A 22639-nucleotide genomic window follows, 5' to 3' on the forward strand; every position below is an offset into this window, starting at 1 on the left:
CATTAATTAAAGAATAAACGACAAACCAATACCCATCGAGAGCACGGCTAAAAAAGCCAACGGATAAAGCCAGTTAAACGACGACTGCGGCTTTATGCTAACCGCGCTTAACGCACTTGGCGGTAATGCTTCTTGTGCTGAGCGCATCACTATATCACTATCAATCATAGTTAGCTGCTGAGAAAAAGCGCCCATTAAACAGCGTTCACATAATAAATTAACTAAACGTGGTATACCTGCCGTAACTAAATGAATTGTTTTTAACGCATCATTAGAAAACAATCCGCGATCACACCCTGCAACATATAAACGGTGTTTAACGTAGGCAAAGGTTTGCCCTTCAGTCAACGGCAATAAATGATAACGCGCGGTGATCCGCTGCGCGAGCTGACGTAACTCATTGCGTTTCAGTAAGGCTTGCAATTCAGGCTGACCCACTAACACGATTTGTAGCAACTTTTTATGATTAGTTTCAATGTTAGTTAATAGCCGCAGCTGTTCTAGCACATCGGGAGCCAGTAACTGGGCTTCGTCAATAATTAAAATAGTATGGCCACCGGCTTGGTGATTCGCTTCTAGGTGCTTTTTTATAGCATCCGTTAACGTTTTTAAAGTGGCGTTTTGCTCATCATAAGCGATGTTAAATTCATCGCAAATACTCGCTAGCAACTCCAGCTGTGACAAAGCTGGATTATGGATCAAAGCCACTTGAGTATTTTCTGGCAATTGTTCTTGCAAGCTGCGAGTAAGCGTTGTTTTCCCTGTGCCTACTTCACCTGTAAGCAATACAAAGCCGCCCGCTTCACCCAATCCATAAGTTAGGTGTGCCAAAGCTTCTTTATGACGCTCACTTAAAAATAAATACTGTGGGTTTGGCGCGATTGAAAATGGTTTTTCCGACAAGCCGAAGTAGCTTAAATACACCCTAAATTTCCTTACTGATTAAATCACCGCCTATAATGGCAAAAAAACAGCGCAAGTGAAAACCTTGTTAGCGTTTTATTAGTTAAATAACGTAAAATAGTTTGCACAGTTAATATTCAGGGTGAGTTATGCAAGTTTATTTGGTTGGTGGCGCGGTTCGTGATGAATTGCTTGGACGAGTAATAAAAGAGCGTGACTACGTAGTGGTTGGTGCAACACCCGAACAAATGCTAAAGCAAGGCTATCAACAAGTTGGTAAAGACTTTCCGGTATTTCTGCACCCCAAAAGCAAAGAAGAGTACGCCCTCGCCCGCACTGAACGCAAACAAGGACAGGGTTATACAGGCTTTGTCTGTGAGTTCTCAGCAGATGTCACGCTCGAAGAAGACTTACGCCGCCGCGATTTAACGGTCAATGCCATCGCTAAAGCCGACGATGGTAGTTTGATCGATCCCTACGGGGGTAAGCAAGATTTAGACAAGCGTATTCTACGCCATGTATCAGACGCTTTTAGTGAAGATCCGCTGCGTATCTTACGTGTTGCGCGATTTGCCGCCCGCTATCATTATTTAGGCTTTATTATAGCCGATGAAACTCAACAATTATTAACGCAAATGATCAACCGTGGCGAGCTTAAGACACTCACCGCAGAACGTATTTGGTTAGAGTGTGAAAAGTCACTCGCTGATGGAGCATTTGCAGAGTTTTTAAATATTTTAGCGCAGCTGGGGGCTCTCAGTGCGATCAGCCCAGCTTTGGCTAATAACTGGAACGACGAGTTATATCAACAACTAACAATTCGTTACGCCTATGCCCAAAATCACCATATCACAGATCAGGCATTATTGTTCGCACAAGCCACCAGCTCGTTAACCGCCGATGACATCAAAGCCATGGGTCAAACTATTCGCCTTCCTAATGATGTACGCGACTTGGCATTACAACTCAATGCTCATCAAGCAACCTTAACAAGCTCTACAATGACTGCAGAGCAACTACTTGCTTGTTGTAATCAACTCGATTTGTGGCGTCGTCCAGAGCGGTTTGATGCCGTGCTCAGCGCCATTACAATTAACCAAGCTGCACCTCTTGCCAATCAACAACAGTTATTGACAGCAACCAAGGAAGCTAGGGCAATCAATCCACAACAATTTATTGCTCAAGGGATAAAAGGCGCGCAAATAAAAACCGCGCTAGAACAAGCGCGGTTAGAAGTGTTTCAGCAGTATTTAGCTTAAACAAAATTACTTTTCATAACGGACTAAACGCAAATAAATGAATGCTTCTTTATCGTGCAAGCTGTTTAGTCCTCTGTCAAAGGTATATACCCAAGCCGCTGTTTTATCTGCTATAGCCGAAGTACTGGTCCAATAGTTTTCACTTAAACTGCCCAAGAACACTTCTTCATTAATACTCGGTGTCACGCAGCTGTGCTCTAAAATACTGGCAAGCTCCTTATTATTAGGTACTTGCCAATCTTTATAAGCGCCAGTGCGATCATTTACCGCCGCTCTTAATGCTTCTTGCCAATTAACTTTCACAACACTGTTTAAACAACTATCAGTTGTAACATCATAGCTTTGTCCATAGCTACAAGTTTGCCACATAAGTCCGGTAACGCTATCGCTCACGGTGCCATCAGTGTGTTGTGTAAACCGCGTGGTAGGCGTCGTATCGGCTATGCTTTCGTAGCACGTTTGCCCCGTCACGGCCATAGGACTCAAAAATAATAACCCCGCTATTAATTGATGTTTCATTGCGATGCTCCTGCGGTTCTAACTAGACGGACAAAGGCTGTATTACTTTTAGGATAAGCTAGATCATTACCATCACTCATATCAAACACATACGCTTGCGATAAGCTTGTACCATCAACGGCAGTTTGCGATGTCCAATAAATGAGCCCATCCGCAAGTAAGTTGCTATTTGGAGTATTAGGGAAATAGTTCTCATCAAGCAATATTGATTGTCCATGCTTTCCATAGTTAAGTAACGTTAATAGCTCTGTGTAAGTAGGCACGCGCCAGTTAGTACCGCCACAGTAATCAAGAGCATTTACTTCATTAACGTACACTTGCAAATTACAGTTACTATTACTCGGACAGGTGCTGTTTGGCGTACCAAGACTACTGCCTGATTGCACCTCTCCTTCATTGGTTAAGTACCAAGTATAATGATTTTGCCCTTCGCGCAGTTGCGTGTTAGGTAACACATTTGTGTTAGGGCTTTTTACTTCCCAAATCAACCCTGTAACATTATCGCGAATACAGCTGAAATCAGACGCATTATCTAATAACTCATCGGCAAACTGGTTAAGTTTTGTAAAATCAAAAGCTTGTTCACCTTTACCGACTTTTTCAATGTGTGTACCAACCCCACTATCGCGGCCTACATAAGCATCTTGGCGCGGAAAGTCAGGACTTGTGCAGGCTATTTCTTGGGTATTGTTATAGCACTTGGTCATCCCAGTATCATTGATCAGCCCCAGAGGCTTAGAGTTAACCACAATATCAACACTATCTTTTTCAGTTCGCCCTTTGTAGTCAGTTACGGTTACTTCAAAAGTATGGGTGTTCACCGCTTCAGTTGCTGGTGCGATGAAAGAAGTGACACATTGCTGTTGGTTATCAAGCACCGCACTACCTGCTGTTTGCTGCCAATAACATTTATATGTGTCGGTCACAGTTTGCGAATCGGTGGCATCCAATGTCACCTTCTCCAGTTCAATCACACTCAGATCACTGCCCGCGTTAGCAATAATTACTTCTGTGGTTTTGTTTAAAGTATGAGAATATTCGGTGCTTGATTCTCCCCCTTCATCGTCCACCACAGTAATTAACCATGTGATTAAAGTATTCGTATCGAGTAAAGGATGCGAAAAACTAATTGTCGCATTGCTATTACTATCCACTGCAAGTGTTGGCCCTGCAATTTGTTGCCAGTTGTAACTATTAATTTGGCCATTCTCATCAGGGTCTATCGAACCTGCTGCACTCAGGGTGATCGTATCTTGATAATCAGAAGGGAGTGTTGCTGGCGCTGTTTGCGTAACAATAACTTGCGGTATTTGATTATTTGATTCTATTGCAATCAGTAAGTCATCACTGACTAACTGACCATCACTAGTCTGATAACTAACTCGCAATACAAGTTCGCTATCCGCTTTAATATCAGGAGCGGTAATCGTTTGCAGTGCACCATCAAGCGGGAAATCTTCTATAATAGGACCACTGATCCTTTGCCAAGTAAATGTACCGTCGGCTGGCGATCCTTTAGCTTCTATTGTAAATTCACTTTTTTCAATAATTTGCTGGTCATTTCCTGCAAATACTGATGCGGCGACAACGGGATTGTCGTTCCCCCCTCCACCGCCACCACATGCGGCTAATAAAGTGAAAAGTGGAGCAACTATTAAGGGAGATTTCATGCACTGCTTCCTCATTAAAATCGAAATTACATAGCGCTAAAGACTATGCCAATTTATTTATGAAGCAATTACAGTGCCAGTAGAGAGGAAGAAAACTATAAATAACTATCTTGATGAATACGAACAAATAACTTTGTCCCTACTTTACTGTAATCAATCTTATATTCACGGCCATCCAGCGCCTGAATAAACAGTAAACGCTTTTCTTCACCAAAAATATCAACACTCGTGATATACACCACCTCTAAATAACGTTCTTTAGCTTCACGACGGTTTTTTGGCAGCTCTTCTTTAAATGGCTCTAAACCATGTTGAGTGACTTTAATTTTGGGGTGAATTTCAGAATTCACGATCACTAAATCGAGTTTTTTATCTTTGTGGATAATGGTATTTCTGCCACTTTTAATAAAAGATCTATCTTGGCTCATCGCTTCATCCTACTTACTAACGTTTATTGTCAAACGTCTTTCTCTCTAATTGAGATTGTATAAATACTACTGGATTACTCCGCCATGCATTTAAACTACGGCTAAAGTCCCAAATACTGCTATCTAATGCACTTGCAGGTAACAACAAATCATATCCGGTTAATTGTTGCAAATGTCGCATTCGGTTAGCAAACATGGCAATCAAGCCATCAAAGCTACACCCATGCACTGAAGTGTAATGATTATCTTCAATTAGCCATTCTGATGGGCAATTGCCATTTTTGCAATGTTTTTGAACTACTTGCATAAATAAGTGCCTTTGCTCAATCAATAATTTACCCGCGATCCTTGGCGCTAATTGTGATAAAAACTCATCGGTATTGTAAAGTTTAATACCTACCGCATTTAACTCAAGTTGTTCAAACTCTTGTTCGACTTTAGGGATCCCACTGTGTTGGAAGTTTTTTTGCTTAACACTCCAATAACCATATTTATGCTGATATATAAGCTCTTGTTCTGTAATAACTAAACTATAAAATGGCTCTTGAGTTTTTAAAAAGCCAACAAAAATTGCCGCCAAGCATAAACTCACCAAAAAAATTTCCAAAAGACTAATTTCACCAGGGCGTAGTAAATTAACCAGCATTATAAATATAAGCCCGATAGCCCCAACGGTTAAAATTTCTATACCGTTACGTGCACCTTGCGCGCGCAACTTCAACACACTCTGTTTGCATTTAACCATAACGATAAAAAACAATATAAAAAACGTACATAATTATAGCCCAAATAATCAATTTACGTATTTTCAAACAACGTGAACATGTGTTCGTCAACTTCATAACTCTCTCATTTATAATTACAAAACAGGAACAAATTGATAAATAATTTAACTTTTACGCCTAACCGACAAATTTATGAGATACGCGACAGCTATTTCACGCTGTTATTTTGTACACTAGAGGCAATTAATTTTCCGGTACTCTTAAAATGTATTCAAAGCAATCTGGCAAAGCGCTATTTCCATTTATCATTACCCTGCTTTTAGGGCTATGTGTTTACCTTTACTTGCCAAGTAGTCAAGGTGAACAATCAGACTTTACTGCAAGTGCAACTCAAGTAACGGCTCATACGGTGGCAAGCGAAGAAAATGCTGTCCTCATTGAGGCTATCGGCAGCGCGCGTGCGAATCAAGCAATTTATATTAAAAGCGCACAAAATGACTATGTTACTGATATCTATTTTAAAGATGGCGACTTAGTCAGTAAAGGCCAAAAGCTAGTGCAGTTACAATCACTGCAAGAAGAATTAACCGTAAAAGAATTGGCTATCAACTTGCGTGAAGAAAAACGTCAACTGGAACGTTTAACAGAGCTTTCTCGCTCACAGGCAACCGCAAAGTCACTGTTAGAAGAACAACTTTCTCGTGTTGATGCAACCGAAGCACAACTTGAGAATGCCAAAACAAAACTAACTGAAATGACGATTACAGCCCCTTTTTCAGGTATTTTAGGTAAGCGTCAAATTTCAATTGGTGCTTATGTAAATAATAGCACCATAATTACTAGCCTAGATGATATCAGCATAATCAAAGTCGACTTTAAAGTACCGGAGAAATACTTAGCGCAATTAAACGTGGGCATGAAAGTTATGACCCAAAATGACGCTTATCCAGAAAAAACGTTTACCGGTAAAGTCACCCATGTAAGCGCACGTATTGATGCGATTACTCGCAGTGTTGAAGTAACCGCGAGTTTTGCTAATAAAAGCGGCTTATTACGCCCGGGTATGCTGCTGAACACCGCTTTACAACTAAGCTCAAACCAAGCCATGATTGTGCCAGAAAAAGCGGTTATACCACAGCAGGATAAACATTATGTGTTCCAAATTGAAGATGGTATAGCCACCAAAGTAGAAGTTCATGTTGCAGGTCGCCATAACGGTTGGGTAGCTATTGACTCAGGAATTAGTAATGGTCAGCTCGTTGTTACAGAAGGAATTATTAAAATTCGTTCTGGTAGCAAAGTTACTGTAAAGGGGTAGACCGTGAAAATTACTGATACAAGTGTTAAACGCCCGGTTTTTGCGATCGTAATAAACTTATTGCTGCTAACCTTTGGTTTAGTCGCATTTTCCATGTTACCGCTGCGTGAATATCCTGATATTGAATCACCCATTGTCAGTGTGAGCACTGAATACACAGGTGCGTCAGCCGAGATAATTGAAACTAAAATAACCCAAGTACTTGAAAACCGTATCTCTGGTATTGAGGGCATTAAGAGTATTAATTCATCGAGTCGTAATGGTCGCTCTAATATCACGATTGAGTTTAATATAAACCGTGATATTGATGCTGCATCAAACGATGTACGCGAACGTGTCGCCCGTGCTCTTGACAGCTTACCTGAACAAGTACGCCCACCCGAAGTGTCAAAATCAAACAGCGATGAAAGCCCTATAGCATGGTTTTTACTTAACAGTGACACCATGAACTCGCTACAGCTTTCTGATTATGCACAGCGCTTTATTGTAGACCGCTTAGCTGTTGTTGATGGTGTATCGAATGTTCGTGTTGGTGGTGAACGCAAGTACGCGATGAAAATCTGGCTCAACCGCCAAGCGATGGCGGCGCGTGGCATTACCAGTAGCGATATCGAAAACACCCTGCGTACAGAAAACGTAGAATTACCAGCGGGTGAAATTGAATCTATCGACCGTGATTTTACTGTGCGAACTGCCCGTAGCTATAAAGAGCAACGTGACTTTCAAAACCTTGTCATTAAACGTGGCGACGATGGTTATTTGGTACGCCTTGGTGAAGTAGCCGACGTACACCTTGAAGCCGCTGATGATGAAAGCTTATTCCGTGGTAACGGCCGTAACATGGTAGGCCTAGGTATTGTAAAACAAGCAAAAGCTAATACGTTAACCGTGGTTGATAACGCCCGCGCTGAACTTGAAAAAATCAAACGTAACTTGCCAGAAGGCACGACCATTCAAGACAGCTATGATTCATCAATCTTTATTAAAGAATCAATAAACGAAGTGTACAGTACACTGGCGATTTCTATGGCCTTAGTGGTGCTAATTATTTTCTTATTTTTAGGAAATATTCGCGCAACGTTGATCCCCGCAGTAACAGTACCTGTTGCGCTAGTGGGCAGCTTTATGTTCTTACTGGCAATGGGCTATTCAATTAACTTATTAACCTTACTTGCCTTAGTATTAGCGATTGGTTTAGTGGTTGATGATGCGATTGTAATGCTAGAGAACATCCACCGCCGCATTGAGTTAGGCGAGCCTGCATTATTGGCAGCGTATCGCGGTGCTCGAGAAGTTGGTTTTGCGATTGTTGCCACTACGCTTGTATTGATCTCAGTATTTGTACCCTTAGTATTTATGGATGGTCGTATTGGTGCTTTATTTACTGAGTTTGCTATGGCCGTAAGTGCGGCAGTATTTTTCTCAAGTATTACCGCATTAACACTGTCTCCTGCGCTGTGTTCATTAGTCCTTAAACCCTCTTCAAAAGAAGGCAAGTTCAGTCAATGGATGGACCGTACTTTTGACAAGATTGAACAAAGCTATAAGAACGCATTACGCTCAAATATGACTCGCTCAGGTGGCTTAGCAATTACCTTACTACTGGCGGGTTTTGTTAGTTATGCATTATTTCAGCAAACACCTTCAGAGCTGACCCCTAAAGAAGATCGCGGAACCTTCTTCCTAATGATGAGTGGCCCAGAAGGTGCTAGTTACGAAAATAACGCCGCAAATATGGCTAAAATAGAAGAACGCTTAATGCCCTACTCTGAGTCTGGCGAGCTAAGCCGCGTATTAGTGCGTGTGCCTGGCTGGGGCGGCACAGGCGGTGTTGCTATTGTAGGCATGGCCGACTGGGATGAACGTAAACGCTCAACCTGGCAAGTCATGGATGAGATCAGTGGCAAAATGGCCGAAGTTACCGATGTACGCACATTCGCTATTATGCGCAGCGGTATTGGCGGTGGTGGTTCTTCTCGCCCTATCGAGTTTGTTCTACAAGGTAACGATTATGACCAACTTGCCGATTGGCGCGACCGTATCATTAAACGCGCAGAGGAAAACCCAGGTCTGGTGCGAATCGATCATGATTACAAAGAAACTTTCCCACAATTTTTGATCAGTATAGATAAAAATAAAGCGGCTGATTTAGGTGTATCAGTCTCTGATGTAGGCCGCACCCTTGAAACAATGCTGGGTCAGCGCCGAGTAACCACGTTTATCGACCGCGGTGAAGAATACGATGTGATCTTAAAAGGCACTAAAGCTGACTTTGCAGATCCAACCGATATTTCAAATATCTACTTAAAATCACGCAGTGGTGAACTAGTGCCATTAGATAGTTTGATCAGCCTAAAAGAAGAAGCCACTGCATCACGTTTGAACCGTTATAACCGTATGCGCGCGATTACACTCAGTGCCAACCTTGCTGATGGTTATACACTCGAAGAAGCACTTAACTTTTTAAATGAGGTAGCCGCGCAAGAGAATGATATCGATGGTGCGGTTGATTACAAAGGTGAGTCACAATTATTCTACGAAGGTGCTTCAGCAATGACCTACGTATTTGTTTTAGCTCTTACTGTTACCTTCTTAGTATTAGCTGCGCAGTTTGAGAGCTTTGTACACCCATTTGTTATTATGTTAACAGTACCTCTGGGGTTAATGGGGGCGATGTTTGGATTGTGGTCTACAGGGCTTACTTTAAACATTTACAGCCAAATTGGTATTGTCATGTTAATTGGCCTCAGCGCTAAAAATGGTATTTTGATTGTTGAATTTACCAATCAGCTGCGAGACCAAGGTGTTGAGTTTAGTGAAGCAATACTACAAGCGGCAACAATGCGACTGCGCCCTATTATTATGACTTCATTAACCACGGTAATGAGCGCCGTGCCGCTAGTATTAGCATCAGGCCCTGGTGCTGAAAGCCGAATGGTAATCGGTGTAGTTGTATTTACCGGCGTGATTGTTGCGACCATACTCACACTATTTGTGGTGCCTGCCGCCTACTATGCGCTCGCTCGCAACACCCAATCACCTGAGTTTTTACAACAAAAACTTAATCAGCAAGAAGCTGAAAAACCACTTAAAGAGCTTTAAGCAACTTTTAGCGTTGCTGCACTATGCAGCAACGCTTTTCCCTTTCCTCATTCTGATCCGTGAAATAAAACACCGTCTTAGCCGTTCTTCTGCTAGGCTAGAACATCTGCGTAATTTAACGTTTTTAGGAGTACATATATGAGCAAAGCAATTGAAACTGCTACCTTTGGTGGCGGCTGTTTTTGGTGTATTGATGCCGCATTTAGACGGGTAAAAGGCGTTACCCATGTAAGCTCTGGTTACACCGGTGGCGAAACAACAGATCCAACCTATAAACAAATATGTACAGGGCTTACTGGCCATGCCGAAGTAGTTAATATCGAGTTTGATAGCAGCCAGATAAGCTTTGAGACCTTGCTCGCAATGTTTTTTACACTACACGATGCCACACAGCTTAATCGCCAAGGCAACGACGTGGGGACGCAATACCGCAGCGTAGTTTATTACCATAATACTGAGCAACAGACGCAAACAACTGACTACATTGCTAAATTACAAAGCCAAATACGCGAAAAAATCGTCACAGAAGTGAGCCCTGCAACCACCTATTACCCGGCAGAGCAATACCATCAAGACTATTACAACGAAAATCCAGAGCAGCGTTATTGCAGTTTATTGATTGCACCTAAGCTGCAGAAATTTGCTAAAGACTACAAAGCGTTTTTAATAAGTTAAGTAAAACTCAGCCCACATAATATTTTCATATCAGTACGAAAAAGCCCGACGCACAAAAGGTGTCGGGCTTTTTTATTTAGTTTGAAACGCGATTAAAACTGGTAACTGGCGCCAACAAAGAACTGTCTACCAGCTGCATTGTAACCAAGTAAGTCACCGTTAGCGGCAAAACCAGTACCTGCCGTAAAGTATTCTTTATCTGTAATATTCTCAATTCGAGCCTGAAATGATAACTCATCCAGTAATTGATAATTTGCGGCTATATTGAACACTGTATAAGCAGCCAACTCAGTATCATAATAAGCGATTGATGGACGTGAAGAGCGATATTGCATTGCGATATTAGCGTCAAAATCACCCCAGCTTTTGCCAAGGGTGTAATTAAATGTTTCAGATGGTCTGCGCGGTAAATCTGTATTGGTTGTTTCATCTTTAGCGTCTAAGAAGCTAAGGTTGATGTTATGTTGAAATCCCAAACCTTCAAAATCAGCAGATAACTCAACACCTTGCATAGAGACTTTATCAATATTCGTTGCTACATACTTACCAATTTCAGCATCATATTTATTATCAATTAAGTTATCAATGTTGTTGTCGAAAATAGCGATATCGTAACGCCCCCACTTTGTATCTAAAGTAACACCAAACTCATTATTAACTGACTCTTCAGGTTTAATATCACTATTAGGGGCATACCAAAGACTATCCGTGACAAAGGCATTGATCAGCGATGGTGCTCTAAATGCGGTTCCGTGACTAAGGCGTACACTAAGATATTGATTTGCCTTATAGCCTACACCTGTTGTGTAAGTATTTGCGCGGCCATGAAATTCGTAATCATCAGTTCTAACAACTGCGTTACCAAGCCAAGTTTCATCATCATAAAATACACCAACGAACACTGCATTATTATCGCGCTCTTCTTCAGATGAAGAAGCTGATGATGCAGATAAGTCTTCATTTAAGTAATTAAATCCACCAGTAAGATCTAACGATTTTGTTACTGTATAAAGTCCACTGTATTCAAACTCAACACGCTCTGTGCTATAAATTTGTTGATCATCAGTCCCTGTTTGAATATTTTCTTCTTGGGATACACTCACTGATGCGCTTTGCGTATATACGTCCGAGCTTTTTTTCCAGCCAAGTTTTGCAATATAGTTTTCAAAATCGTACGCGTCATTACCCCATGCATTATCATACTCACCTTGGCCTTCGCTATACTGGCTAAGTAAGCTAAATTCACCTGCATTCAATGTTCTATATGCCAAGTTAAAGCCAATGTTTTTATTAGTGTAACCGTCATCATCATGATCTTTTGTCACTGCTAATGATGGATCTTTACCTGTTACATCATAACCATCAGTATCTTCATAACCTAAGTTATAATTAAAAGTGATAGCATCTTTTACAAGCCCGCCAGCTATTTGGTAGTTAGAATAATTATCACTACCTAATGTGGCTGACACAGTATTTTTACTTGCTTGGCGGGTAATTATATTGATAACCCCTGCCACTGCATCTGAACCATAAATTGCCGCTCTTGCGCCTTTGACAATTTCAACGCGTTCAATACTATTAACTGGAATATTGGTTAATGATACACTACCGGAACTTGCATCACTTACACGCACGCCATCAACTAACACTAGTGTATGTTTTGCACTGGCCCCACGAACAAATACATCAGCTTTTTGACCAAAGCCACCATTGCGAACAACATCGACACCAGCAATAGTGTTTAGAAGCGATGGTAAATCTCGATAATTATTCTTTTCGATTTCTATACGATCAATAATATCAACAGTCGCTAGCGTATCAGTAATTGATTGCTCAAATTTGTTAGCTGTTATCGTAAGACGCTCAATTGATTGCTCTGCAGACACAGAAAAAGATAACGCAGCAGCGATTGCTACGCCTAAAGTAGATTTGTTTAACATGATATCCCCTGACCCGCGCCCACCGCACAAGTGATAGTAAATTGACTTCAAGGCCGGTCTCCGGACTTAACAAATATACGTGTATATATTATGTATCACCGTTGCGGGGGCAGTGTTGGATTGTATTTGTATCCTACAAATATCACCAACTTCCCGATTATCTTGCTGTACCTATCAACAACCTTGAAAAGTAACTACAAGCACCTTAAAAATAGGTGGTTATTGTGATTATTTTAGGGATAAAAGTCAATGGACGGCTATACATCTAAATATTCGAACTTCGAGCAAGCATAAGTGCCAAAATACAAAAGCCAAACAACAAAAAGTCATTTGGCTTCAATAATATCTTCAAAAATAAAGAGTGCAGCTGGATAAACTCGGGGCTCGCAGCTCGTTACTCGCAGCTAAGCTTTTAATCGCGGAAGTTTTTGAACTGAAATGGCTGGCCAAGGTCAGCATTACGCACAACTTGCATTGCTTCTTGTAAGTCATCACGCTTTTTACCTGTCACGCGTACTTCTTCACCTTGAATTGCTGCCTGTACTTTTACTTTAGAGTCTTTAATGGCTTTAACTACTTTTTTCGCTACGTCTTTTTCGATACCTTGCTTTAATGCAACATTACGAAATACATTTTTACCTGCACGAGAAATATCTTGTAGCTCTAAGCTAGCTACATCCATACCGCGTTTTGATATTTTACTTGCTAAAATATCAAACAACTGCATAACCTGTGAATCAGCTTCTGCCTTTAATTTAATCGTTTTGTCGTTAAGTTCAATCGATGCATCTACACCTCTAAAGTCAAAACGGGTTTCTAGTTCACGGTTAGCATTATCTACCGCATTCTTTGCTTCGTTCATTTCCACTTCTGAAACAATATCAAATGAAGGCATGGGTCTCTCCTAACAAGATTTTTTAAAATTAATATGAGGGAGATTATAACGCCTATTTTAAAAATCTTTACATTTTTATGCACTTTGTTCAGGTGCGATACGAAATTTGTTTGATATACTGCGGCTCTGTTTTTAAACGATTTTAGGATTTATCGTGACTCGGCGTGTTTACCAAGCACTATTTTTAGTGAGTATAGTGGCGTTTACTTTTTTGTTTGCCAAGGAAATTAAAGGTGCTGCAAACTTATTTCCGCATGTTGATAAAGTAGCACATTTTGGCATTTTCTTTATTCTTGCCGTGGTGATGGATAAAGCATTCAAAATCCCGCTACTTATGCAAATTTTGTTGCTAGCAAGCTATGGCGCTGCAATTGAAATAATGCAAGATATGCTACCGTATCGCCAAGCATCCGTTGCCGACTTTATTGCTGATTTTGCCGGTGCTGCGAGCTACTTTGCCATTAAGTTAATGTTCCATATTGGTACAAAACCAAATCATGGCTAATATTGTTATTGTTGGTGATGGGGCAATTGGCCTACTATATAGCCACTTTTTAAGTACAGGCAATCAACTTACTATTGTCACTAGACGTGGCTGCCGCCAAAACAAATATTATTACCAACAAAATCAGCAACAACACCGTATAACAGCAAAGGTATTAACCACTCAACAATTACCTGAATTAGCTCATCAACCGATTGATATGGTGATTTTTGCAGTTAAAGCCTACCAAGTAAGCGATGCTTTTAAGCAGCTGAAACCTTACTTTTCTGCGCAGTGTAGTATTGTATTATCTCATAATGGCTTGAGTAACCTTGCACCACTACAACGCCAATTACAAAGCCAGCAAGCCCTGTTTTTTTTAACAACTCGATTAGCTGGCTTTAAAATCACACCGACTACCGTCACTCATACCGGCAACGGCGAAAGTGTCTTGGGCAGTTGTAATGCAGTAGCTGCTGCTCGCTACCAAGATGTAATGCAACAACTACAAGGTTTACCCAATATCAGCTTTAGTGAGCACATTGCTCTATTACGCTGGCAGAAGCTGTTAGTGAACATTGCAATCAACCCACTTACAGCTTTACATAATGTAAAAAATGGCGCACTTACAGCACCACAATTTAGTGGAAAAATTGTAAATGTCTTGAATGAAGCCTGTCATGTAGCCAACTTATTAGGGGTCAATGTGCAGCTAGCCGATGCATTAGCAAACGCCTACCAAGTAATGAGTGACACCAAAGACAATTATTCATCTATGCACCAAGATATCGCTCATAGCCGTATGACTGAAATTGATGCTATGTGTGGTTATATTTGTCAACAAGGCCAGCAACTCGGTATCAGTACACCTCATAATCAATCGCTTGTTGATGCGATCAGGCATAAAAAAAGCGCGATTTAACTCGCGCTTTCCAACAATCCTATCAACCAATTTATGGGCGATATACTTTTACATTGGCAAAGCCATTTTCATGTAAAATAAGCGCCTGTAGCTGACTCATGACCCCTTTAGCACAATATAAGTAGTAATCCTTATCCTGCGGCAAATCACCAAACTTTGTGGCAAGGCGGAAAAACGGTAAATGTACAACTTCAATCCCGTCAATTTCAAGGGGGCTGGCGTCTTCTTCTTCTGGGGAGCGAATATCAACAACCACCGCATCAGCTGGTAAATCTGAAACCGATTCAGCTTCTTTAAGCTCTTGTTTTGCTTCAACATCAATGTCACGTACATCCATAATACGCGCATTTTCAACTACCGTATCCAGCACATCAAAATCAAATTTTTGTTCTTCAGCTTCTACTACCGCAACTTTCGCTTTAACAGTAGGCTTTTTAGAGATCACACCACAATACTCAGGCATGGTTTCAGCCATTTCTGCCGTGCCAATTCTGCGGGCAATATCGATAATCTCTTGCTTATCATGCTGAATGAGCGGGCGTAATATCAGTGTTTCAGTAACACGGTCAATCACGCTTAAGTTGGCTAATGTTTGGCTTGATACCTGACCAAGACTCTCACCGGTAACCAAGGCTTGGATCCCCATTTTTTCAGCAATTTTGCTACCAGCACGCATCATCATACGTTTTAAGATCACGCCCATTTGGCTGTTTTCAACATTCTCTAGGATTTCGGCAACAACGGGTTCAAAGTCAACACTGATAAATTTAACTTTGTGCGTTGAGCTAAACTGCTTCCAAATATAATAGCTGGCTTGTTTAACACCGATTTCGTGCGCCGCACCACCGAGGTTAAAAAACAAAAAGTGAGTACGTGCGCCTTTGCGGATCATTTGATAGCTGGCAACGCCTGAGTCAAAGCCACCTGACATTAACGAAAGTACATCTTCTTGAGTAGGTAATGGGAACCCCGCCATACCAAGATGAGTATGCGTGACGATATACGCTTTATCATCTTTTATTTCAAGACGAATAACGACTTCAGGATTTTTTAATCTGACGCTTGCACCTTCTACATGCTGATTCAAACCGCCGCCAACATAGCGCTCAACATCGGTAGAAGTAAAATCATGATTACCTTGGCGCTTACAACGCACACAAAATGTTTTCCCCACTACAGTGTGACCAATCATATCGAGCGCTTTTTCGTAAATATCATGCAGGTTTTCGTAACGAGTTTCGGTCACCTCAATAAATTGCACTATACCGGGGATGCGTTGCAGGCCATTAATAAAATCAAGGCGCGTTTGTGCGTCATCAGATTTAGTTACAACCGATATATTGTCCCAGTTGTTCTGTACTTGTACTTTTTCGTCAATCTTACGTAATACAATTTTAATGTTATTTTCTAACAACTTAGTAAAACGTTTACGCACAGAGCGGCTTTTAATGGCTATTTCAGGATGGAGTTTGACGATAAATTTAAGCATAGTTTACTCGTTAGACAATATTTAAGGATTCACGCACCCACGTGTTGGGCGCGCGATTATAGCAAAAAATCTAACGTCTAGGAAATAAACAAAAGCCAATGCTTAGCTGGCAGGCTCTGTCTGCGCAGCGAGCGCGCTATATTTCTCACGTAATAGGTTAATTTGTGGGATGCTTTGCTCTGTGCCAAACGCTTTAAAAAGTGCTAATACTTTCAAAATACCGTTATAAATATCTTGCTGCATGAGCTCACCGCTTAAGCGTCTCGCTTTAATATAAGGTGTCCAAAAGCTTACCGTGATTTTTAACATGTGAGCAAGTTCAATGGCATCCTCATCATCAATCGTGATCATGCCACCTTCACGTAAACCAATCACAATTTCACGAACTTGGCTTAGCAAAGCCGCTTGAAATTCAATGTAGTCTTTTTTCAGTACTTCATCACGAGATAAAATATCTCCCAAGTTGTCATAGAAAAAATGAAAACGCCACATCAATTCAAATAAGGCATCAAGGTACCCAGTTAAGTGTGTCAGTGCTTCATCATGCTTGGCCATAGGCACAAATTGAGTGTGTAAATGCTGGCTGTATAAAGCAAAAATATGACGAATAATGTCTTCTTTATTTTTAAAGTGGTAATAAAGATTACCGGGACTGATCCCCATATGAGAAGCGATATGGTTGGTCGTAATTGCACGCTCACCGTGTTGATTAAATAGCATGATGCTAGTTTTAATAATTTTATCCTTGGTACTCATATCCTGCTGCTCTGGTTGTTTTAATTAAGTAAATGCTCAGAATTCACTCAGTATTATTAGCCGCGCAGTATATACAAATATAATCCAATAAAATACCACCTTGAAAATTTCTAACCCATAATTCGTAGTTGTTGCTTATAAATGAAATTAACTCATTTACAATCGAAGCTGTGCAGTCGCAATTTGCAGGCTGATCTAGACAACAAAGACTGGTAATATGACAGCCCAAATAACACTAAGCCGATATTTATGAAAGTCACCGCAATTTACCCAGGCACCTTTGATCCATTAACGAATGGACACACAGATTTGATCCAGCGGGCAGCAAAAATGTTCGACACAGTAATTGTTGCAATCGCTCATAACCCTAGTAAACAACCTTGTTTTAGCTTAGATGAACGTGTCGCACTTGCTAATAGTTTACTGACCCACATAGATAACGTTAGTGTTATTGGCTTTTCCGGATTACTGGCTGATTTAGCACGCGATCATAATGCCAATGTACTGATAAGAGGTATTCGTGCGGTGTCTGATTTTGATTATGAATTTCAGCTTGCCAATATGAACCGCCGCCTTAACCCTGATTTAGAAAGTGTATTTTTAACCCCAGCTGAGAAAAATTCATTCATTTCTTCAACATTAGTGAAAGAAGTTGCTCGTCATAAAGGCGATGTCAGTGAGTTTGTACACCCCATTGTTGTAAAAGCATTACAGGAAAAGTTACACGGATGAAGTTAAATGCCTATCTAAGTCTGCTAGCTATCAGCGCTGCACCTGCATTTGCAACCCCTTGGATTGAAAGTGATGATCCATTACTACGCGCATCAATTGAAATGTTGTTTAATCAAGGCATCATTAAGCAACCAATTAATAGCTATCCATTGATGTGGCAAGGTATTGCTAGAGATTTAAATACAATTGAAGCCGGTTCGCTAGCAGCGCAAAGCCAATTTGCTTATCAGCATGTAAAGCACGCATTAGAGAATGCCAAACAAAGCACCAGTTCCGGTGTTAGGGTTAATTACAATAGCGATCCTGAGCTACAGCAGAGCTTTGGTAAACGCGATCAACAACAAAGTGGGATCAATAGCTATGGTGCCATAACTGGCAACCGCGTTAGCGCCAAAGTAAGTGTAAATTACGCTGATGACGCACTGGAGGATGAGTACACAAATTATCACGGCAGTTATTTGGCTGTATTAATGGGTAATTGGTCTGTCAGTGCCGAGCAAGTCAGCCATTGGTGGGGGCCTAGCAACGATAATGCCTTGCTGCTTTCAAATAACGCATCACCAATGAAAGGTCTACGAATAAACCGCGCCAACACACACTATGTGGGGCCAAGCTGGCTATCCTTTATTGGCAACTGGCAATTAACTGGAATATACGCCAAACAAAAGCCATATTTAGATAGCAGTGAAAAAGGTGACTATTGGGCTTTACGCTTTGCCAGCACTCCACTTGCAGGGCTTGAGATTGCATTTAGCTCAGCGGGCTCTGACTATTTAACCAGCACAGTAAAAGACCCCAACTCGCTTGAACTAATAACAACTAAACAACGATTAACCAGTTTAGATGCTAAGTACTCGATCAGCATCGGCAATCAACCCGTTGCTTTTTATACTGAGCTAATGGGTAAAAATGACAGTGGTGTAGCACCCAGTGATCCTTTTTATACCCTAGGTGTAGAAAGTTTTTTTGGTGATCAAAAACAGTTATTAAAAACTTATTTTGAATATTCAAATACCCAACAAGATTGTACAGCCCAACTTAGCTGTAATGAGGCTAATGAGAGCTTTACCAACTATGCCCAAGCCTATAATCATAAAGATCGCTTAATTGGCTCTGCAACGCCGCTGCAAAGTAAATCAGCCGTATTAGGTGCCTATTACCATACTATGAATGGTTATGCCGGTTATGCGAAGTTACGTTGGTCACAAAGTGACATGCTCGGCCTAATAGACACACCGCAAACATTTGATCGTCTGCAATTAGAACTTGGCTATCAACAGGCTATTTTTAATGGTTTGTGGAAAATCAGTGGCTCTGTGTATAAAGACGAATTGAGTGACGAATCTGAGACTAACAGCGCATTAAAAACCAGTTGGGAATATCGATTTTAAGCTCCACTAAAGGCTTAATATTTATTTAGGCCTTTAGTAAACCTGCTTTTCGTAACAACCTCATTAGCCCTAAGTAGTCTTTATTTAAGACTAAGGCCGTGATCATCATAATATCCACCAGATTGACACCAAAAGAATAAACAGGCCAAAGCCACCAATACTCTACATTTAAACGAATACACAAATCGTAATAAATAGCAGCCATTATCAAGGCATTTAAGCTTAGCCCACAAACAACATAGCAAATAGCTGGAAACGAGCTGATTCTTTTATGTTTGATCCATAAGCCTATAGCCACAATGGTGAGAAGATCATATACCAGCCAGTTTAAATAATTTGGCGACACAACAGGAAAGAGATCGCTAATTACATAAGAAATAGCCATCATCATAGAAAGTATTACGATACTTTTATTTGGATTATTTATATACAACACTAGGTTGTACAAAAAAACCATTAGAAAGCCCCACTCGATAAAAACACCGATATAAGGGCCTATAATGTCGTTTATATACATAAACGCTAAAGAGAATGTCTTATTTGTTGTCCTTTAAATAATGCTTTAATTCCATTTTTAAGCCTAATCAAACCTAAAATATCCCGATCGACAATTAGAGCTACAATCATCGTAAAGTCGAGGAAATAAACACCAAAAGAATATATATCCCACAGCACCCATGGAGTAGTATTTCCTGCAATTCGCAAATCATAATACATCAAAGACGACAAGATTGTATTAACACTTAAAACAAAAATAACATAGAAAAATGCTGGGGGCTTGCAATTGTTTTTTACGAAATGAGCACTAATAGTTATTAGTGTTATTGTTATGATATCGTAAATAGCCCAATTAAGATAAACATTCGAATTAGCAAACCACGTGAATAAATGATCACTTATAAAGTAAGACAAGAATACAATAAAAGAAGAGAGCAACAGAACATTATTTCTTTTTAAATCTGCAATCCATAGAAAGAGATTAAAAAAGAAGGCCATCATCAACCCCCAAACAACCAACGCTGATAACGAAAGTCCGAAATGTTCTGTTAAATACATCTATAACTCATTGCTATTATTTTGGGCGCTTATCTGGATCTAAGACAATAATCCCGCCACGTTGAATTTCAGCTTCGCCTTTTGATGCTAGCAAAGCCTCATTAGATATAGACACTGTATCAGATTGTAGGGTTTTATTACTAGCGCTTTGTTCAAGTGCTGGCTTTGATTGTTGCATAGAGTTGTATGCTTGCATTTGTAGCTGGCTGTTTGCAGTAATTTGCATGAGATTGATCCTTTCAATAAATGTTGAATTAGTAACTAGTTAGTAAGTTACAGTTGCTTTAGCGCTCTGATTATTTTTTGGCGCTTTTAAAGATGAACTCACGCTGAGCCACCTTACACTTTATATAAAGCAATTACCGATCCAACATTTTTATAAACGATCTATTTTGATCCTTATTCGTACAAAAAACAAACCAACAGGTCATACCAGATGAATTTGGACATAAAAAAACGCACAGGGGTAACCGTACGTTTTTTACATCCAGGGATTTTAAGCTACGTTTTTACACGGGATCTCCGTATTCCGACTTGGCTTCAAAATAAATTCCATTGCGACTTCATCACAATTGTCTCTGCGTAAACATAGTTCACAATCTTTCATTACCTTTTCAGGTAAGCTGTCTTTAGTACAGAATGTGAAACCTTGTTTTTCAAAGAAATCAGGTACTCGCGTCAAAACGATGATGCGATTAAGTGCCAATTTTTTGGCTTTAACTAATAAGTGTTCAACCAATTGGCGGCCTTGCCCAGTAATTCCTGTATCAGGATCTATACCAAGCGAACGAATTTCAGCAAGGCCAGTATCATAAATATAAAGCGACGCACAGCCTGAAACCTTTCCAGCAACTTCTGTCACAGCGAACTCATTAATTGAGTGCACCATATCACTTTTAGCTCGCGGTAAGTTTTCACCTACAGTAGCCCAGTGCTGGATTAGCTTAGCTATCGACTCAACATCATCAAGATTGGCGTCACGAACCGTTATTTGCTGTTTTTTTTTGGCATCTTTGACAGCAATAGTTACTTGCTCTAAAGATGTACCACCAAGTGCTTGACGTGCTTTTAGACACGCGTCTATTTCTAATACAGGATATACATCTTGTTCAAAAATACTATGCACAGACTTAAATTGTTCTAAACTTAAATCTTCTAAGTTATTCCCTTGCGCAATAGCCATTTGTACCAGTACGCCAACGATATGATGACCTTCTCTAAAAGGAATACCTTTAGCAACTAGATAGTCAGCCAATTCGGTCGCATTTGAATGACCACCTTTAGCTGCTGCAAGCGTACGTTCGCCATTAACTTTCACGCCTTTAATACATGCTTGCGCCATATGAATACAAGCAAGCCAAGTTGGCATAGCGTCAAACAAGCCTTCTTTATCTTCTTGCATATCTTTGTTATAGGCCAATGGCAAGGCTTTCAACGTCATCATCATAGCGCTAAATGAGCCAAATACTCGGCCCGTTTTGCCACGAATAAGCTCTAGTGCATCTGGGTTTTTCTTTTGCGGCATCAATGATGAGCCCGAAGTGACATTATCTGCCAATTCAATAAAACCAGCTTCACCCGAGTTATAAAAAATTAAATCTTCTGCCATGCGAGATAAATGAATCATGGAGATAGACGCACAACTTAATAGCTCAACAACAAAGTCACGATCTGATACGGCATCTAAACTATTTTTAGTAGCAGCGGTAAAACCTAGCCCAACGGCAAGTGCTTGCCGATCAATTGGGTACGCAGTGCCAGCAAGTGCACCACTGCCAAGCGGACAAAAATTCATCCGTGCCTTCGCATCCGCTAAGCGACTTTCATCACGCTCAAGCATTTCAACGTATGCCATACACCAGTGGCTAAATAATAATGGCTGTGCACGTTGCAAATGAGTATAACCTGGTAAAATTGTACCCAGCTCACGCTCTGCCAACGCAATAAACTCACCTTTTAATTGCCCTAACGCTTCTAAAAGATGATCCGCAGTATCACGACACCATAATCTAAAATCGGTTGCAACTTGGTCGTTACGGCTACGCCCGGTGTGTAATTTTTTAGCAAGATCGCCTACTTTTTCAATTAAAGCAGCTTCAACATGTGAATGAATATCTTCAGCGCCTGACGTTGCCACAGCTTGTGGATCCGCTTTTACTTCATCGAGTAATTCATATAATGCAGCCACGAGCGATTGATGCTCATCACTTGTTAGTACATCAACTTGCTTAAGAGCACCTGCCCACGCAACAGAGCCAACAATGTCTTGCTCTGCGAGTTGATAATCGAAGGGAAGTGAGTCGTTAAATTGTTTAAACGCCTCATCTGGACCCGTAGAAAAACGTCCGCCCCATAATGCCATGAAATATCTCCAA

The 22639-nt window shown here is 40.6% G+C and carries 21 protein-coding genes and 1 riboswitch; of the genes, 8 read left to right on the top strand and 13 right to left on the bottom strand.

From position 1 onward, the window contains the following. Positions 1-6 precede the first annotated feature (6 nt). The gene (locus CWB85_RS00885; RefSeq protein ID WP_016708303.1) at positions 7-924 is read right to left on the bottom strand and encodes an ExeA family protein; all 918 of its coding nucleotides are present in this window, start codon (positions 922-924) and stop codon (positions 7-9) included. 128 nt (positions 925-1052) lie between these two features. Between CWB85_RS00885 and CWB85_RS00890 the strand changes: the two genes are divergently transcribed. After that, positions 1053-2162 carry a tRNA nucleotidyltransferase/poly(A) polymerase-related protein gene (locus tag CWB85_RS00890; RefSeq protein ID WP_138553821.1) on the top strand — a complete coding sequence of 370 codons (1110 nt, stop codon included), beginning with the start codon at positions 1053-1055 and terminating at the stop codon, positions 2160-2162. A 6-nt stretch (positions 2163-2168) separates the two neighbouring features. On the opposite strand, the gene CWB85_RS00895 is transcribed toward CWB85_RS00890, so the two are convergent. The 4 genes from CWB85_RS00895 to CWB85_RS00910 all read right to left on the bottom strand — a co-directional run bounded on the left by CWB85_RS00895 (position 2169) and on the right by CWB85_RS00910 (position 5524). Further along, positions 2169-2681, bottom strand: a complete 513-nt coding sequence (locus CWB85_RS00895; RefSeq protein WP_138553822.1) for an Lcl C-terminal domain-containing protein — start codon at positions 2679-2681, stop codon at positions 2169-2171. Continuing rightward, positions 2678-4351 (bottom strand): Lcl C-terminal domain-containing protein, encoded by a 1674-nt coding sequence (locus tag CWB85_RS00900; protein WP_138553823.1) that lies wholly within the window; start codon positions 4349-4351, stop codon positions 2678-2680. The genes CWB85_RS00895 and CWB85_RS00900 overlap by 4 nt, the downstream gene beginning before the upstream one ends. A gap of 95 nt (positions 4352-4446) precedes the next feature. Continuing rightward, complete coding sequence (locus CWB85_RS00905; RefSeq protein WP_138553824.1) at positions 4447-4779, bottom strand: hypothetical protein; 333 nt, start codon at positions 4777-4779, stop codon at positions 4447-4449. A 16-nt stretch (positions 4780-4795) separates the two neighbouring features. After that, positions 4796-5524: a DUF2982 domain-containing protein gene (locus CWB85_RS00910; RefSeq protein ID WP_029216108.1), complete on the bottom strand. Its 729-nt coding sequence runs from the start codon at positions 5522-5524 to the stop codon at positions 4796-4798. 245 nt (positions 5525-5769) lie between these two features. Here CWB85_RS00910 and CWB85_RS00915 point away from each other — a divergent pair, with 245 nt between their 5' ends. The 3 genes from CWB85_RS00915 (at position 5770) to msrA (ending at position 10599) form a co-directional block, all read left to right on the top strand. Continuing rightward, complete coding sequence (locus tag CWB85_RS00915) at positions 5770-6822, top strand: efflux RND transporter periplasmic adaptor subunit (protein WP_138553825.1); 1053 nt, start codon at positions 5770-5772, stop codon at positions 6820-6822. Positions 6823-6825: 3 nt separating this feature from the next. Continuing rightward, entirely contained in the window at positions 6826-9924 is a 3099-nt protein-coding gene (locus CWB85_RS00920) for an efflux RND transporter permease subunit (protein ID WP_138553826.1), read from the top strand. 138 nt (positions 9925-10062) lie between these two features. Then, on the top strand, positions 10063-10599 hold the full coding sequence (msrA, locus tag CWB85_RS00925) for a peptide-methionine (S)-S-oxide reductase MsrA (protein ID WP_016708311.1): 537 nt from the start codon (positions 10063-10065) through the stop codon (positions 10597-10599). 92 nt (positions 10600-10691) lie between these two features. On the opposite strand, the gene CWB85_RS00930 is transcribed toward msrA, so the two are convergent. Next, a complete protein-coding gene (locus tag CWB85_RS00930; protein ID WP_138553827.1) occupies positions 10692-12539 on the bottom strand; it encodes a TonB-dependent receptor domain-containing protein in 1848 nt (615 codons plus the stop codon). A gap of 34 nt (positions 12540-12573) precedes the next feature. Continuing rightward, positions 12574-12740: riboswitch (cobalamin riboswitch) on the bottom strand. A 211-nt stretch (positions 12741-12951) separates the two neighbouring features. Next, positions 12952-13434, bottom strand: a complete 483-nt coding sequence (locus CWB85_RS00935; protein WP_016708313.1) for a YajQ family cyclic di-GMP-binding protein — start codon at positions 13432-13434, stop codon at positions 12952-12954. Between the two features lie 154 nt (positions 13435-13588). Between CWB85_RS00935 and CWB85_RS00940 the strand changes: the two genes are divergently transcribed. Both CWB85_RS00940 and CWB85_RS00945 read left to right on the top strand, forming a co-directional pair. Beyond that, positions 13589-13939, top strand: coding sequence for a VanZ family protein (locus CWB85_RS00940; RefSeq protein WP_016708314.1), 351 nt, complete (start codon positions 13589-13591; stop codon positions 13937-13939). After that, a complete protein-coding gene (locus CWB85_RS00945) occupies positions 13932-14840 on the top strand; it encodes a ketopantoate reductase family protein (RefSeq protein ID WP_138553828.1) in 909 nt (302 codons plus the stop codon). Before CWB85_RS00940 ends, CWB85_RS00945 begins: the two co-directional genes overlap by 8 nt. Before the next feature lie 31 nt (positions 14841-14871). On the opposite strand, the gene thiI is transcribed toward CWB85_RS00945, so the two are convergent. Together thiI and CWB85_RS00955 are read right to left on the bottom strand one after the other, a co-directional pair. Next, complete coding sequence (thiI, locus tag CWB85_RS00950; protein WP_016708316.1) at positions 14872-16329, bottom strand: tRNA uracil 4-sulfurtransferase ThiI; 1458 nt, start codon at positions 16327-16329, stop codon at positions 14872-14874. Between the two features lie 102 nt (positions 16330-16431). Beyond that, complete coding sequence (locus tag CWB85_RS00955; protein WP_016708317.1) at positions 16432-17085, bottom strand: TetR/AcrR family transcriptional regulator; 654 nt, start codon at positions 17083-17085, stop codon at positions 16432-16434. A gap of 249 nt (positions 17086-17334) precedes the next feature. Between CWB85_RS00955 and coaD the strand changes: the two genes are divergently transcribed. Together coaD and CWB85_RS00965 are read left to right on the top strand one after the other, a co-directional pair. After that, positions 17335-17817 carry a pantetheine-phosphate adenylyltransferase gene (gene coaD, locus CWB85_RS00960; RefSeq protein ID WP_016708318.1) on the top strand — a complete coding sequence of 161 codons (483 nt, stop codon included), beginning with the start codon at positions 17335-17337 and terminating at the stop codon, positions 17815-17817. Next, a complete protein-coding gene (locus CWB85_RS00965; protein ID WP_138553829.1) occupies positions 17814-19208 on the top strand; it encodes a capsule assembly Wzi family protein in 1395 nt (464 codons plus the stop codon). The genes coaD and CWB85_RS00965 overlap by 4 nt, the downstream gene beginning before the upstream one ends. 25 nt (positions 19209-19233) lie before the next feature. Here the strand turns inward: CWB85_RS00965 and CWB85_RS00970 are convergent, their stop codons facing one another. The 4 genes from CWB85_RS00970 to argH form a co-directional block, all read right to left on the bottom strand. Further along, positions 19234-19599, bottom strand: a complete 366-nt coding sequence (locus CWB85_RS00970; RefSeq protein ID WP_171038967.1) for a hypothetical protein — start codon at positions 19597-19599, stop codon at positions 19234-19236. Positions 19600-19730: 131 nt separating this feature from the next. Next, on the bottom strand, positions 19731-20264 hold the full coding sequence (locus CWB85_RS00975; protein ID WP_016708321.1) for a hypothetical protein: 534 nt from the start codon (positions 20262-20264) through the stop codon (positions 19731-19733). Positions 20265-20280: 16 nt separating this feature from the next. Further along, entirely contained in the window at positions 20281-20490 is a 210-nt protein-coding gene (locus tag CWB85_RS00980; protein WP_016708322.1) for a hypothetical protein, read from the bottom strand. A 270-nt stretch (positions 20491-20760) separates the two neighbouring features. Further along, positions 20761-22626: an argininosuccinate lyase gene (argH, locus tag CWB85_RS00985; protein WP_016708323.1), complete on the bottom strand. Its 1866-nt coding sequence runs from the start codon at positions 22624-22626 to the stop codon at positions 20761-20763. Positions 22627-22639 lie beyond the last annotated feature (13 nt).

This window comes from Pseudoalteromonas sp. S1727, assembly GCF_005886375.1.
In the GTDB taxonomy this organism is placed as follows: domain Bacteria; phylum Pseudomonadota; class Gammaproteobacteria; order Enterobacterales; family Alteromonadaceae; genus Pseudoalteromonas; species Pseudoalteromonas haloplanktis.

Excerpts from the sequence above, each read along its gene's own strand:
- CWB85_RS00890 (WP_138553821.1), top strand. The coding sequence starts at position 1,053 with ATGCAAGTTTATTTGGTTGGTGGCGCGGTTCGTGATGAATTGCTTGGA.
- CWB85_RS00895 (WP_138553822.1), bottom strand. The coding sequence starts at position 2,681 with ATGAAACATCAATTAATAGCGGGGTTATTATTTTTGAGTCCTATGGCC.
- CWB85_RS00900 (WP_138553823.1), bottom strand. The coding sequence starts at position 4,351 with ATGAAATCTCCCTTAATAGTTGCTCCACTTTTCACTTTATTAGCCGCA.
- CWB85_RS00905 (WP_138553824.1), bottom strand. The coding sequence starts at position 4,779 with ATGAGCCAAGATAGATCTTTTATTAAAAGTGGCAGAAATACCATTATC.
- CWB85_RS00910 (WP_029216108.1), bottom strand. The coding sequence starts at position 5,524 with ATGGTTAAATGCAAACAGAGTGTGTTGAAGTTGCGCGCGCAAGGTGCA.
- CWB85_RS00915 (WP_138553825.1), top strand. The coding sequence starts at position 5,770 with ATGTATTCAAAGCAATCTGGCAAAGCGCTATTTCCATTTATCATTACC.
- msrA (WP_016708311.1), top strand. The coding sequence starts at position 10,063 with ATGAGCAAAGCAATTGAAACTGCTACCTTTGGTGGCGGCTGTTTTTGG.
- CWB85_RS00930 (WP_138553827.1), bottom strand. The coding sequence starts at position 12,539 with ATGTTAAACAAATCTACTTTAGGCGTAGCAATCGCTGCTGCGTTATCT.
- CWB85_RS00935 (WP_016708313.1), bottom strand. The coding sequence starts at position 13,434 with ATGCCTTCATTTGATATTGTTTCAGAAGTGGAAATGAACGAAGCAAAG.
- CWB85_RS00945 (WP_138553828.1), top strand. The coding sequence starts at position 13,932 with ATGGCTAATATTGTTATTGTTGGTGATGGGGCAATTGGCCTACTATAT.
- thiI (WP_016708316.1), bottom strand. The coding sequence starts at position 16,329 with ATGCTTAAATTTATCGTCAAACTCCATCCTGAAATAGCCATTAAAAGC.
- CWB85_RS00955 (WP_016708317.1), bottom strand. The coding sequence starts at position 17,085 with ATGAGTACCAAGGATAAAATTATTAAAACTAGCATCATGCTATTTAAT.
- coaD (WP_016708318.1), top strand. The coding sequence starts at position 17,335 with ATGAAAGTCACCGCAATTTACCCAGGCACCTTTGATCCATTAACGAAT.
- CWB85_RS00965 (WP_138553829.1), top strand. The coding sequence starts at position 17,814 with ATGAAGTTAAATGCCTATCTAAGTCTGCTAGCTATCAGCGCTGCACCT.
- CWB85_RS00970 (WP_171038967.1), bottom strand. The coding sequence starts at position 19,599 with ATGATGATGGCTATTTCTTATGTAATTAGCGATCTCTTTCCTGTTGTG.
- CWB85_RS00975 (WP_016708321.1), bottom strand. The coding sequence starts at position 20,264 with ATGTATTTAACAGAACATTTCGGACTTTCGTTATCAGCGTTGGTTGTT.
- CWB85_RS00980 (WP_016708322.1), bottom strand. The coding sequence starts at position 20,490 with ATGCAAATTACTGCAAACAGCCAGCTACAAATGCAAGCATACAACTCT.
- argH (WP_016708323.1), bottom strand. The coding sequence starts at position 22,626 with ATGGCATTATGGGGCGGACGTTTTTCTACGGGTCCAGATGAGGCGTTT.